The 12,749-nt window shown below is 70.5% G+C and carries 12 protein-coding genes; 4 read left to right on the forward strand and 8 right to left on the reverse strand.

Annotated features, from left to right (window positions below):
• Positions 1 to 92 precede the first annotated feature (92 nt).
• A complete protein-coding gene (locus KUM38_RS17065; protein WP_217130234.1) occupies positions 93 to 2,582 on the reverse strand; it encodes an alpha-L-arabinofuranosidase C-terminal domain-containing protein in 2,490 nt (829 codons plus the stop codon).
• Positions 2,583 to 2,734: 152 nt separating this feature from the next.
• Between KUM38_RS17065 and KUM38_RS17070 the strand changes: the two genes are divergently transcribed.
• Entirely contained in the window at positions 2,735 to 3,175 is a 441-nt protein-coding gene (locus tag KUM38_RS17070; protein ID WP_217130444.1) for a DUF6314 family protein, read from the forward strand.
• Here the strand turns inward: KUM38_RS17070 and KUM38_RS17075 are convergent.
• The 3 genes from KUM38_RS17075 to KUM38_RS17085 form a co-directional block, all read right to left on the reverse strand.
• On the reverse strand, positions 3,157 to 3,750 hold the full coding sequence (locus KUM38_RS17075) for a histidine phosphatase family protein (protein WP_217130235.1): 594 nt from the start codon (positions 3,748 to 3,750) through the stop codon (positions 3,157 to 3,159). The two genes, KUM38_RS17070 and KUM38_RS17075, sit on opposite strands and share 19 nt — an antisense overlap.
• A 120-nt stretch (positions 3,751 to 3,870) precedes the next feature.
• A complete protein-coding gene (locus KUM38_RS17080; RefSeq protein WP_217130236.1) occupies positions 3,871 to 4,308 on the reverse strand; it encodes a GNAT family N-acetyltransferase in 438 nt (145 codons plus the stop codon).
• A gap of 40 nt (positions 4,309 to 4,348) precedes the next feature.
• Positions 4,349 to 5,794, reverse strand: coding sequence for a PLP-dependent aminotransferase family protein (locus tag KUM38_RS17085; RefSeq protein ID WP_217130237.1), 1,446 nt, complete (start codon positions 5,792 to 5,794; stop codon positions 4,349 to 4,351).
• Between KUM38_RS17085 and KUM38_RS17090 the strand changes: the two genes are divergently transcribed.
• Complete coding sequence (locus KUM38_RS17090; protein WP_217130238.1) at positions 5,793 to 6,710, forward strand: DMT family transporter; 918 nt, start codon at positions 5,793 to 5,795, stop codon at positions 6,708 to 6,710. The genes KUM38_RS17085 and KUM38_RS17090 overlap by 2 nt on opposite strands.
• Before the next feature lie 12 nt (positions 6,711 to 6,722).
• The gene (locus tag KUM38_RS17095; RefSeq protein WP_217130239.1) at positions 6,723 to 6,917 is read left to right on the forward strand and encodes a DUF1918 domain-containing protein; all 195 of its coding nucleotides are present in this window, start codon (positions 6,723 to 6,725) and stop codon (positions 6,915 to 6,917) included.
• 1 nt (position 6,918) lies between these two features.
• Here KUM38_RS17095 and KUM38_RS17100 read toward each other — a convergent pair whose 3' ends face one another.
• On the reverse strand, positions 6,919 to 8,133 hold the full coding sequence (locus KUM38_RS17100; protein WP_217130445.1) for a glycoside hydrolase family 10 protein: 1,215 nt from the start codon (positions 8,131 to 8,133) through the stop codon (positions 6,919 to 6,921).
• A 188-nt stretch (positions 8,134 to 8,321) separates the two neighbouring features.
• On the opposite strand from KUM38_RS17100, the gene KUM38_RS17105 reads away from it, so the two are divergent.
• Entirely contained in the window at positions 8,322 to 9,182 is an 861-nt protein-coding gene (locus KUM38_RS17105) for a 3-hydroxybutyryl-CoA dehydrogenase (protein WP_217130240.1), read from the forward strand.
• Positions 9,183 to 9,287: 105 nt separating this feature from the next.
• On the opposite strand, the gene KUM38_RS17110 is transcribed toward KUM38_RS17105, so the two are convergent.
• The 3 genes from KUM38_RS17110 to KUM38_RS17120 all read right to left on the reverse strand — a co-directional run bounded on the left by KUM38_RS17110 (position 9,288) and on the right by KUM38_RS17120 (position 12,740).
• The gene (locus KUM38_RS17110; RefSeq protein ID WP_217130241.1) at positions 9,288 to 9,722 is read right to left on the reverse strand and encodes a hypothetical protein; all 435 of its coding nucleotides are present in this window, start codon (positions 9,720 to 9,722) and stop codon (positions 9,288 to 9,290) included.
• A 170-nt stretch (positions 9,723 to 9,892) separates the two neighbouring features.
• Positions 9,893 to 12,205 (reverse strand): DUF6571 family protein, encoded by a 2,313-nt coding sequence (locus KUM38_RS17115; protein ID WP_217130242.1) that lies wholly within the window; start codon positions 12,203 to 12,205, stop codon positions 9,893 to 9,895.
• 22 nt (positions 12,206 to 12,227) lie between these two features.
• Positions 12,228 to 12,740, reverse strand: a complete 513-nt coding sequence (locus KUM38_RS17120; protein WP_217130243.1) for a hypothetical protein — start codon at positions 12,738 to 12,740, stop codon at positions 12,228 to 12,230.
• Positions 12,741 to 12,749: the final 9 nt, after the last annotated feature.

Genomic DNA, 12,749 nt, shown 5'->3' on the forward strand with positions numbered 1-12,749 from the left:
TGGCATGACTATACGTTTCCTTGCACGTTTATGCAACGGTAGGCGCGTGCGGGCCGCCGTCATGGAGACGGCGGCCCGTGTCCCGGTACCCGCTACCGCTGCTTGATCCGCAGGAACGTCACCGAGTTCGCCGGGAAGGTGTACGTGAACTTCTCCGCCGCGCCCCGGAAGGTGGACGTCACCGGGGTGACCGGGGCGTCCGTCTCGGTGTTCACCGCGTCCGCGTCGGCGGCCAGGGTGGTCACGCGGGCCTTGGAGGAGACCCGCGCACCGCCGAGGTCGATCGCCGTGCGGGCCTCGGCCGGCTGGGCGTTGACGACCTTGACGATCAGGTCGCCGGTGCGGGCGTCCTCGGTGACCACCTGGCGGAACGGCTCGGCCGGCTTGTCGTCGGTGAAGCCGCCCCACTCCTGGCCGTCGAGGTAGAGGGTCACCTGGCGGCCCCGCACCTTGACGTCGATGTCGTAGGCGCGGCCCGTCTCGATCGAGCCGGCCTTGGAGATCAGCGTCGACTTGCCGCCGTCCGAGGCCTGCTCGACGGCGGACTGGGTGTTGTTCCAGCCGCCGAGGTTCCACCAGTAGTAGTTGCCGGTGTCCTTGACGCCGAAGGCGACGAGGAAGCCCTCCTTGCCGGCCTTCTTGGTGGCCTTCACGTGCAGGTCGTAGTCGTGCCAGGCCGGGTCACCGGCCGTGACCAGGGTGTTCTCGGCGGCCTCGTCGCTCTGCACGTACTGCCCGTCCTGGACGCTCCAGCTGCCGCCGCCTTGTTGCGTCCACTTCGAGGCGTCACCGGAGAAGTCGTCGCTCAGCAGCGTCGTGCCGTCGGCGGCGGTCACCTTCACATCGTCGTACGCCGCGCTCGTCGCCCACGTCGACAGGCCGACGGCACCGGTGACGGGGCCGCTGACGTCCGGGGTGGTGCTCGCCCGCGACGGGACCACGCGGTCGCCGACGTTGGTCATGAACAGCTTCTGGACCTCGTAGTTGGCCGAACCCCAGGAGTCGTGGTTGTTGAACCAGATCATGTCCGGCGACCACTGGACGTAGTCCTCGTTGGCGAGCAGCGGCGCGTACGAGGCCAGCTTGACGATGTCGGCGTTGCGCTCCAGGCCGGTCATGAAGGCGGCTTCGGCGAGGCCGTTCTTCCAGGCGTTGCCCTGGGAGGCGTACTCGCCGAGGAAGACCTTCGGGCCGTTCCTGTCGTAGGAGTCGTAGCGGTCGTTGTTCTGCAGGAACCACTGCGGGCTGTTGTAGTAGTGCTCGTCGACCATGTCGACCTCGCCCTCGCGGTTGAGCTGCCAGGCGGTGTCGAAGGTCGTGCCGGAGTCGTCGGGGCCGGAGTTGGAGACGACGGTGATGTCCGGGTGCTCCGCCTCGATGGCGGCCCGGAACTGCTGGAAGCGGGCGAAGAACTCGCGCGGCAGGTTCTCCTCGTTGCCGACCCCGATGTGGGTGAGGCCGAAGGGCTCGGGGTGGCCCATCTCGGCGCGGACCTTGCCCCAGGTGGAGGTGGCCGGGCCGTTGGCGAACTCGATCAGGTCGAGGGTGTCCTGGATGTGCCGCTTCAGCAGTGCGGGGTCGTCGGTGGCCTTGTTCTGGCCGCATCCGGTGACCAGCGCGGGGACGACGGGCAGCGGCATCGCGCCGATGTCCTCGGCGAAGCGGAAGTACTCGTAGTAGCCGAGGCCGTAACTCTGGTTGTAGCCCCAGAAGTTGGCGTTGGTGGCGCGCTCCTCGACCGGGCCGACGGTGTCCTTCCACTGGTAGGAGCGCTTGCGCTGCCAGCCGGAGGCCTCGCTGTAGTCCTCCATGGAGCCGGTGTTGACCAGACAGCCGCCGGGGAAGCGGACGAAGCCGGGATCCAGGGCGGCGATCTTCTCGGCGAGGTCCTTGCGCAGGCCGTTGGGCTGGTTCTTGTAGGTGTCGCGCGGGAACAGCGACACCATGTCGAGGGCGGCGGCACCGGAGGAGGCGACGGTGAGCCGGCCGCGGTTGCTGGTGCGGGACGCGGTGAACCTGGCCTCGTACTTGGCCCAGCCGCCCTCGACGGCCACCTTGCGGGCCTTCGCGAGCTCACCGGCGGCGTCCTTCAGCGTGACGGTGAGGGTGGTGCCGCTCTCGGCGCGGGCCCACACGGAGAAGTCGTACCGCTCGCCCTCCTCCACGTGGACGCCGGTGTTGTAGCCGGAGTTCGTGACCGACGAACCGGCGGCCAGGGAGAGGTAGTTGCGGTTGCGCTCGTTGAGCCGGCCGGAGTCGTTCACCACCTCGGCCGTGCCGCCCACCGCCCAGGAGGTCAGGGGCGTGTAGGAGCCGTTGTCTGCGGTGGAGTACTCGAAGGACCGGTTCTGCACGAGCTCGGCGTACAGACCGCCGTCGGCGGCCCGGTTGATGTCCTCGAAGAAGACGCCGTACATCGTGTCGTCGATCTCCGCGCCCTCGGCGCCCGGGTCGACGGTGATCGTGTAGTCGGTGGTGTCCTCGGCGTGCGCGGGGGCCGGGACGAGGGCGGCGGCCGTCAGGAGCGCGGTGGCGGTGAGACCGAGTCTGAGGCGGGTGCGGTGGCGTGCCGTGCGTGACATGGATACTCAGCGGCTCTCTCTAGGAGTGGGTGACTCTAGGAGGTGTTCGATATATCGATCATTGGTCAGCACTTCGAACGGCAAGATAGGGAGGAGGCAGGAGCACGTCAATGGGTCGTGCGACGACGAACACCACGCGGGAACGAGGCGGGATGGGCGAGTTCTGGCCAGTGCCCGACGTACTGGGCTATCTGAGCGGCCGCTGGCGGGCGGAACGGACCGTGCGGGACCTGGCGAGCGGCGAGGAAGGGCGCTTCGAGGGGACGGTCGTTTTCGGCCCACTGGAGGGCGGCGGCCTGCTGCAGAGCGAGTCCGGCGACTTCACCTGGCGGGGCGTCACCCGGCCCGCCGAGCGGACCCTGCGCTTCCTGCCCGGTCCGGGCGGCACGGCGGACGTACGGTTCGCGGACGGGCGCCCCTTCCACGACCTGGACCTCTCCGCGGGACGGTACGTCGCCGACCACCCCTGTTCGGCCGACCTCTACCGGGGCGAGTTCACCGTCCGGGACGCGGACCACTGGCGGACCCTCTGGCGGGTGCGCGGTCCCGCGAAGGACCTGGAGCTCACCACCGGCTACGCGCGCGTGGGCTGAGCGGACACCCCTTCGAGGCGCAGGCTCCAGCGGCCCGCCCGGCCGGCGACGCCGATCGTCGACAGCGAGCGGACGTCGATGTTCCAGTACGTGGCGGGCGGGGCCTTGAGCACGTACACCAGGGCCGCGCGGATCACCGACGGCTCGGCCACGGCGACGATCCGGCAGCCGTCCTCGACCGGCCGGGTGTCGAGCCAGCCGCCGACGCGGCCGATGAAGGCCGGCAGCGACTCCCCACCGTGCGGGGTGGACCGCGGGTCGGCGAGCCAGGCGTCGACGGCCCCCGGCTCCCGGGCCATCGCCTCCCCCAGGGTCAGCCCTCGCCAGCGGCCCATGTCACAGTCTCGCAGGGCGAGTTGCACCAGCGGCGCGTATCCGAGACCTTCCCCGGTGGCACGGCTGCGCGGGGCCGGGGAGCAGTAGCGCAGATCGGCCGCGGCGAGCGGCAGCAGTTCGTGCGCGACCCGTTGCACCTCGCTCCAGCCGGCCTGGTCCAGCGGCCGGTCGTCCTCGAAACGTTCGGCGAGGACCGAGGAGCTCCCCGCGGCGGCGACGAACGTGACCCGAAGTGCCATGCGGGGATCGTGAGTCTCCGGGGTGCGCGGGTCAAGAGGTGTCACGGAGACGTCACTCAAGGTACATCCGGGCTTACCGGCTGGTAGGGACGCCTCGGACAAGTGCCCCGAAACGCGCCGTCATTCCTGGACGAGCGCCATCCAGTGGTCGGGCCGCTCCAGCGGCCGGAACCCGAGCTTCGCGTAGACCCCGTGCGCGTCGTGCGTGGCCAGCATGATCCGCTTCAGCCCGCAGGGCCGCAGTTCCTCCCGCACGGCCGCCACCAGGGCCGTACCGATGCCCTTGCCGCGCACCGACGGGTCCACGTACACGTCGCACAGCCAGGCGAAGGTCGCCCGGTCGGTGATGACCCGGGCGTACGCCACCTGCTCCCCCGAGAGCATGTCGTGGACGCCGAAGTTGAGCGAGCCCTCGATCGCCCGGTCCTGCTTCTCACGGGAGCGGCCCAGCGCCCAGTAGGCGTCGGTGGACAGCCACCGGTGCACGCGTTCGGCGTCGATCCGGGCGGTGTCGGTGGAGATCTCGTAGCCCTCGGGGAGGCGCGGGGTGTCGGTCATGGCCGGATGCTCGCAGGTCGGGCGGGGCGGCGTCGAACCGTTATCCCCGGTGTCCCGGCACCTCGTCGCAGGCGGCGCGCAGTCGCCGTACCCCCTCCGTGATCTCCTCGGTGCCGGCCACCGCCGCGAAGCTCAGGCGGAGGTGGCCGGCCGGGGGTTCGGCGCTGAAGTAGGGGCGGCCGGGGGTGACGGCGACGCCCGCGCGCAGGGCGGCGGCGGTCAGGGCCGACTCGGACGTGCCGTCGGGCAGCCGCAGCCACAGGTGATAGCCGCCGGACGGGATGTGCGGCAGGGCGAGTTCGGGCAGGCGCAGGCGGAGCGCGGCGGTCATCGCGTCCCGGCGGGCCCGCAGCGCGGCCGAGACCGCGCGCAGATGGCGCGGCCAGGCGGGCGAGCCGACGAGTTCCAGCGTGGCCTCCTGGAGGGGCCGGGGCACGAAGAAGGTGTCGACGACCTGGATGGCCCGCAGCCGTTCCAGCACCGGGCCGTGCGCGGCCAGGGCGCTCACCCGGAAGCTGGGCGAGGTCGCCTTGGTCAGCGAGCAGACGTGCACCACCACCCCGTCGGGGTCGTCGGCGGCGAGCGGGCGCGGCAGCGGGCCCGCGTCCTCGTGCACCAGCCGCCGTACGAAGTCGTCCTCGACCACGAAGGCGCCCGCCTCGCGGGCGATGCGCAGCACCTCACCACGCCGGTCGGGGGCGAGCACGGCTCCGGTGGGGTTCTGGAACAGCGGCTGGCAGACGAAGACCCGGGCGCCGGTCGCCCGGAACGCGTCCGCGAGCAGCGCGGGCCGTACGCCGTCCGCGTCCACCGGGACGGGCACCGGGCGCAGTCCCGCCGCGCGGGCGATGGCCAGCATGCCCGGGTAGGTGGGCGACTCGACGAGGACGGGGGCGCCCGGCGGGGCGAGCGCGCGCAGGGCTGTGGTCAGCCCGGACTGTCCGCCCGAGGTGACCAGCACGCCCGCCGCCGTCACCGGCCCGCCGACACTGCGCGCGAACCACTCGCGCAGCTCCGGCAGCCCCTCCATGGGCGGCCGTCCCCAGGCGCCCGGCCGTCGTCCGGCCCGGGACAGCGCCGCCGCCATGGCCCGTTCCGGCTGCAGGGAGGGGTGCAGATAGCCCCCGTTGAACTCGATCACGCCGGGCGGCGGCGCGGCCAGCGAGACCAGCACCCCGGAGGCGTCCACCGAGCGCGGTACGAGGTCGGCGGCGCCGTCGGCGCTGAGGGCGACCTCCTGCCAGGAGGTGTCCCCGGCGGGCCCGGCCGTCGTCCGGGGCTGGGCGCGGAAGGCGCCGGCGCCGGGCCGGGTGACCACCAGGCCCTCGGCGGCGAGCTGCGCCAGCGCCCGGGAGACGGTCACCGGACTCACCCGGAACCGCTCCACCAGGGCCCGACTGGAGGGGAGCTTTCCACCGGGAGAGTAGCGGTCCAGCTCCCTCCGCAACTGCTCCGCCAGCTCACCGACACTGCTACGCTCATGCATGAGAGCACAGAGTAGCGCTACCACTGACCTGCCGATAGCAGTCACCGCCCCCCGCGACCGCCGCGGCTTCGGCACCCTCCAGGCCGCCCTCGGCGTGATCGCCTTCTCCCTCACCTTCCCGGCCACCGCCTGGGGTCTCGAAGGCTTCGGGCCCTGGTCGCTGGTGGCCGTGCGCAGTGTGCTCGCGGCGTTCATCGCCGGCGGCTGTCTGCTCGCCCTGCGCGTCGCGCCGCCGGCCCGGCGGCACTGGCCCGGACTCGCGGTGGTCGGCGCGGGAGTGGTGCTCGGTTTCCCGATGCTGACCACCCTGGCGCTGCGGACCTCGACCACCGCGCACGCGGCGGTCGTGGTGGGCCTGCTCCCGCTGACCACGGCGCTGCTGTCCGCCCTGCGCGTCGGCTCCCGGCCCTCGCGCGTCTTCTGGGTGGCGGCCCTCGCCGGGGCCGCCGCCGTCGTGGCGTTCACGGTGCAGCAGAGCGGCGGTGCGCTCACCACGGCCGACCTGTACCTCTTCGCGGCGCTCCTGGTGTGCGCGGCCGGTTACACCGAGGGCGGCAGGCTGGCCCGGGTGATGCCGGGCTGGCAGGTGATCGGCTGGGCGCTGATGCTGTGCCTGCCGCTCACCGTGCCCGCCGCCGCGATCGCGCTGGCCGTCGAGCCGGTGACGCTGACCGCCCACAGCGTGACCGGCCTGCTGTGGGTGGCGGCGGGCTCGCAGTTCCTCGGGCTGATCGCCTGGTACCGGGGCATGGCGGCCATCGGCATTCCCAAGGCCAGCCAGTTGCAGCTGGCCCAGCCTCTGCTCACACTGGTGTGGTCGGTGCTGCTGCTGAACGAGCAGCTGACGGTGGCCGCCCCGCTGACGGCCGCGGCTGTGCTCGTGTGCATCGCCGTCACCCAGCGGGCACGCGGTTGAGAGGAGGCCCCGATGCGCGCAACCGAGGGCGACCAGCTTGTCCAGCACGGCAGGGTGGTCGGCCAGCACGACAAGGTCGGAGAGATCGTCGAAGTGATGGGCCAGGAAGGGAACCCGCCCTACCGCGTCCGTTTCCAGGACGGACACGAGGGCGTGTGCTCGCCGGGACCCGACACCGAGATCCGGCACAAGACCCCACAGCACTAGATCAGCGCGGGGGTTCCGCCGGCTGCCGGTAGTGGTCGGCGACCACCCGCGCCATCGCCCCGACGGGGTCGGCCGTCACCTCACGGGCGGCGAAGAAGACGTGCCCGCGCACCTCCGGGTGCTCGGCGGCCAGCGTGAGGTGGCGGGACAGCTCGGCCGGGTCCCGCCAGGCCGCGGGCTGGGCCGGGTCGCCCGCCTTGTAGAGGGCCTCCCCCGCGTACAGCAGGGTCCCGGAGCCCCGGACGACCTCGGCCCACCAGGGCAGCAGCTTCGCGTAGTCGGCGGCGGCGAAGCCGATGTTCCAGTACAGCTGCGGGCAGATGTAGTCGATCCAGTTCTCCCGGGCCCACCGGCGGGTGTCGGCGTGCAGGTCGTCGTACGTCTGCACGCCCGCGCGGGTGTCGGAGCCCCGCTCGTCCACGTCGGCGTTGCGCCACACGCCGAAGGGGCTGATGCCGAAGCGGGTGCCGGGCCGGATCTCCTTGATCCCGGCGGCCGTCTCGCGCACCAGCCGGTCGACGTTGTCCCGCCGCCAGGCCGCCCGGTCGGGGAAGCCGCCGCCGTGGGTGTCGTAGGCGAGGTCGTCGTCGAAGGTCTGGCCGGCCACCGGGTACGGGTAGAAGTAGTCGTCGAAGTGGACCGCGTCGACGGGGTAGCGGCGCACCGCGTCGAGCATCGCCTCCCGTACGAAGGCGCGGACCTCGGGCAGCCCCGGGTTGTAGTAGAGCTTCCCGCCGTACGGGACGGTCCAGCCGGGGTTGCGGCGGGCGGGGTGGGAAGCGGTGAGCCGGCCGGGATCGGTGTGCAGGGCCATGCGGTACGGGTTGAACCAGGCGTGCAGCTCCAGACCGCGGGCGTGGGCCTCCGCGACGGCCGTGCCGAGCGGATCCCAGCCGGGATGCGCGCCCTGGGTGCCGGTGAGGTACTGCGACCACGGCTCGTACGGCGAGGGCCACAGCGCGTCGGCCGTGGGCCGCACCTGGAAGATCACGGTGTTGAGGCGGTTGCGGACGGCCGCGTCGAGGTGGGCGAGCAGTTCGGCGCGCTGCCGCGCGGCGCTCAGCCCCGGCCGGGAGGGCCAGTCCCGGTTGGTGACGGTGGCCACCCACATGCCCCGCATCTCACCGGTCGCCTCGGCCGGCACCGCGCGTCGCCGCGGCGCGGCGGACGCCCGCGGCACCATCGCCAGCGCGGCCAGCCCCGCCGTCGCGAACATCCTGCGTGACACCCGCCCCATGACGCCCCCCTGGACACCGACGAACCGCCTGGCCGGACACGGTCCTGCGCCCAGGATGCCCCACCCCCGCGATCGATCATCGATACTTCGGAGTAACGTGCACGGACGGAGCAGGAACCGGGACCCGGCGACCTGCCACAGCCGTAAGCAGGAGCGAAAGGACCGATGTGACCGACATCGAACGCGTCGGAGTGGTGGGCTGCGGTCAGATGGGTGCGGGGATCGCCGAGGTGTGCGCCCGGGCCGGACTGGACGTCAGGGTCGCCGAGACCACCGGCGAGGCCCTGGAGATCGGCCGTACCCGGCTGTTCAACTCCCTGTCGAAGGCGGCCGAGCGCGGCAAGATCTCCGAGGAGGAGCTGGCGGCCACGCAGGCCCGGCTGAGCTTCACCACGGACCTCGGCGAGTTCGCCGACCGTGATCTGGTGATCGAGGCCGTGGTCGAGAACGAGCAGGTCAAGACCGAGATCTTCCAGGTCCTCGACCAGGTGGTGACCCGGCCGGACGCGATCCTGGCCTCCAACACCTCCTCCATCCCGCTGGTGAAGCTGGCGGTCGCCACCTCGCGGCCCGACCACGTCATCGGCATCCACTTCTTCAACCCGGCCCCGGTGCAGAAGCTGGTCGAGCTGATCCCGGCGCTGACCACCTCCGAGGGCACGCTGAGCCGGGCCCAGGTCTTCGCCGAGAAGGTGCTGGGCAAGCACGCGATCCGCGCCCAGGACCGCTCCGGCTTCGTGGTGAACGCGCTGCTGATCCCGTACCTGCTCTCCGCGATCCGGATGTTCGAGTCGGGCATCGCCAGCCGCGAGGACATCGACAACGGCATGGAGATGGGCTGCGCCCACCCGATGGGCCCGCTGAAGCTGTCCGACCTGATCGGCCTGGACACGGTGGCCTCGGTGGCGTACTCGATGTACGAGGAGTACAAGGAGCCGCTGTACGCCGCTCCGCCGCTGCTGCAGCGCATGGTCGACGCGGGCCGGCTGGGCCGGAAGTCGGGCTCGGGGTTCTACACCTACGGCTGACACCGCGGTCGTGGGCCCGGTCCGGTGGTTCCGGGTCGGGCCCACAGTCGTTCCCGCCGGGCGACGGCTGGACGGAGTCGCGTCACTCCCGGGACGGCCTGTCCCTCACGACGCTCCTTCGTCACACTCGTCCGACTTCTCGACCTCCTTCGTGAAGGAGACGATCAGACGCTTCATGGCGTCGGCGTCCCTGTGGTCGGAACCGTAGGCCTGAATTCCGGTGTAGAGCTCCTGCTCGTACTTCTCGTCGACGCAGCCCTCCGTCTTGCCGAACGCCTGCCAGTCGGAATACACGTACCGCCCCTCGTCCGCGGTCTTCTCCACCCGCTCGAGGGTCTGGCTGCGGAGGAAGTACGCCGTGTCAACGCCGCCCTGCCACCATTTCTGGACCGTTCTGACGGCGAGCTTCCCGTCCACGGCCACATCACACCAGATCGACGTGGGGCGGACTTTGGGCTTGACGGAGAGCTTCTTACCCGGAGGGAGGAACGGAGTGAGTTCCTCGGCGTCGACGCGTACGCCGCAGAGGGTGTCCGGCACGGAGTAGTCCCTGGTCTCTTCGTCGCCCCCGCATGCCGTGACCGTGGGGGTCAGGACGGCGAGAACGACGGCGACGAAGGCACCGGAGCGTGGTCCGGGAACCGGTCGACGGCGGGTCATGGGGTACCTCTCCAGGGCTGCTTGATGTCCGAATGGGGTCGGTGACTTCGTCAGGACGTTGTCCGGCTGCCCGGGGTACGGCCGTCGACGATCGCCTGGGCGTTCAAGAAGCCCTGTTCGCCCCCTGCCCGGGCCCAGGCCTCGGCGTCGGCGGGGTCGACCATGCCGTACTCCTCCGCGGCCAGCCGTGCCGCCTGGCCCGAGCGGTTGCCGTTGGTCTCCGAGCCCTGCTGCCAGCGCTCGCCCCTCGCGTCCTCGGAGTCCTCCAGTTCCGTACTCTTGAAGTCCTGGAACACGGATTCGAGGACGGTGCCGGTGATGGTGGTGGTGGCGCCACCCGCGAGGGCCCCGACCCAGGGGGTGGCGACGAAGGAGGTTCCCACGCCGACCGCCGTACCGAGACCACCGGAGATGCTGCTCTTGACCAGGTCCATCGAGTCCTTGTAGTCCTCGTCCCGCTCCTTCCCGGCAGCCGCCAGTTCCTCCTGGCGGCCCAGGGCGAGGATGCCGGAGACCTCCCCCGACTTCTGCGCGATCTGCCGCACGACACCTTCCGTGTCGTCGTCCACGACCCGGCCGGCAGGCAGATCGGGGTTGAGGTGGTACTCCATCAGCTGGCTCATGTACGCCTTCTGACCCGTCTCCACCGCCGCGTAGCCGTCCGGGTTCTGGCCCACGGTGAAGAGGAGCTTCGTCACGTCCCGCGGATCGAGTACGGCCTCTTCCCCGTACATCGGGTACATCTTCTGCGTCCGCTCCCACGACGTCGATTCGGGGTCGTCCCGGTCCGCGCCGCTGATGGACCGGTTGATGTCCGGGAGGTACTCGGCGGTGATCTGACCCACGCTGTCGATCATGTGTCCGTGCTTGAGCAGGCGCTCGTCCGGGTCCTCGCCGATGGACGACACGAGGCGTTCCATGAGCTTGGTCTGCTCGGCGTTGTGGTGCGGTGTGTCCAGGGTCGGCTGCTCACCGGCCGGGTGACCCGTGGTGGCGGCCTCGAGGGCCATCGCCAGGTTGTTCCGGCCCGCGATGCTCTCCTCGTGTTCGGAGTCGTAGTCGGTGGGCCAGTCGCGCTCCTCGAAGAGGTAGTCGAAGTTGGTCAGTGACTTCTTGACCTCCTTGTCGTCCTTCTTCTCGGTGAAGTCGTGGTCCTCGTCCTTGGTGAGGAAGGTGTCGTTGAAGAAGGACGTCGCGGCGTCCGGGTTGTTGGCGAGGGCCTTGAGGTAACCCGTCATCGGGTCCCAGCCGCTGTCCGTGCCCGTGTGGTTGAGCGTCGCGTCGGGACCCATGCGCTGCCAGGCGCCGTGCCGCCCGTTGCCCGTGAACTTCTTCTCCGTGGCCATGAGCTTGTCGCCGTAGCTGTTCAGGAACCGGTCGTCGTAGTCGCCCCAGCGCATCAGGTTGCTCATCACCTGTCCGCCCAGCGGGAAACCGCCGCCGCGGCCCACGGGCTGGTCGACCAGGGCCACCATGTTGCCCTTCCAGGAGGTCATCGCGGCGCTGTCGCTCTGGGTGGCGCTGGCGAGGGTGAGGCTCAGGTGCTTCTGGAGGTCGTCGAACTGCTCCCGGCGGTCGTGGCGCAGGTCCCACCCCGTGTGCGGGTCGGTGATGCCGGTCCAGAAGTCCAGTGTCTTCCGCGGTCCGAGCGTGGTGGCGAAGCGTTCGGCGAACAGCGGGTCGGCGGAGTACTTCTTCAGCCCCGCGTTGAGCCGGTCGAATTCGGCGGTGGAGAGCTTGTCCGGGTCCTTCTTGGCGAGTGCCGCCAGCTCGTCGGCCGTCTTGAGCGCTTCGGCGGCCGCGTCCCGGTCCTGGTAACTGGCGTCGCCGAAACCGTAGTTGGTCTGGTCGGCCAGTGCCTTGAGGACTTTGCTGGCGGAGTTGTCGCTCTCGGTGGCCTTGCCGAGGATGCCCTGGATCTCGTCGCGCAGGGCGTTGACGTCGCTCTGGGTGTGGGAGGGCGGGGTGTAACCCTCCGCCGCGCGGTCCGGGTGGACGTTCATGGTGACGGTGAAACCGCCGTCGCCGGTGTCCATCACGGTGAGGTTCTTCTTCAGGCCGCGGTCGATGGCGTCCTTCAGCTGGGTGCGGTAGCCCTTCAGCTCCCCGGCGGTGTCCTTGAGGATGCTGTGGATGGACTTGGCCTGGGTGTGGGCGTCCTTGATCTCGCCGGCCGTCTTGCCGATGAACTCCTTGGAGACCCGTGAGTTCTCACCGGCCCAGTTCGCCTTGTTGGCCGCCTGGCGCAGGCCCTTCTCGGCGTCCTCGGCGAGGGTGTTCAGGTTGCGGACGATGGTCGACCAGTCCTCGACGGCGTCGTCGAGCAGCTTGAGGTTGGCGTGGCGCAGAGTGTCGAGATCCATGAGTGGTGCCCCCGTTGTGCGGTTACTTCTTCTTCTCGCCGTAGATCGGGTTCTTCTCCCCGGCCGGTCCCACCCGCTCGTCGAAACCGGCGTCGAGGGTGGCGATGCTGCTCATCTGCCGCTGGATGTAGGCCTCGTCACCATTATGGATCTTCTTGGTGACCTGCATGTGGTTGGAGATGTGCGCGCAGGCGTCGAGAACGGTGTTCAGCTGCGTGGACCAGCGGTTCGACACGTGCTGGAGTCCGGAGCCGAGTGCGAATCCCTGTGAGGACAGGTCGCTCGCCGCCTCGTCGACGCTCGTGTTGTCCAGGCGGGCCTGGTCCCAGAGCCGGTCGTAGAGCTCGTGCGCGTGGCTGCCGATCTTGGAGAGGTCCTGCTGGTTGACGTTGAGGTCACCCGTCTTGTCGGGCGTCGTCGGGGCCGAGCCCGGGCCGGAGTCGCCGGGATACTGGTTGAGCTGCATCTGTGTCGAGCCGCCCTGCTGGCGTTCCAGCGCTTCGGCCTTCAGTTGGTCCCACTCGTCCCACGCCACCGACCTGCT

The organism is Streptomyces sp. AC558_RSS880 (assembly GCF_019049255.1).
Lineage (GTDB): Bacteria > Actinomycetota > Actinomycetes > Streptomycetales > Streptomycetaceae > Streptomyces.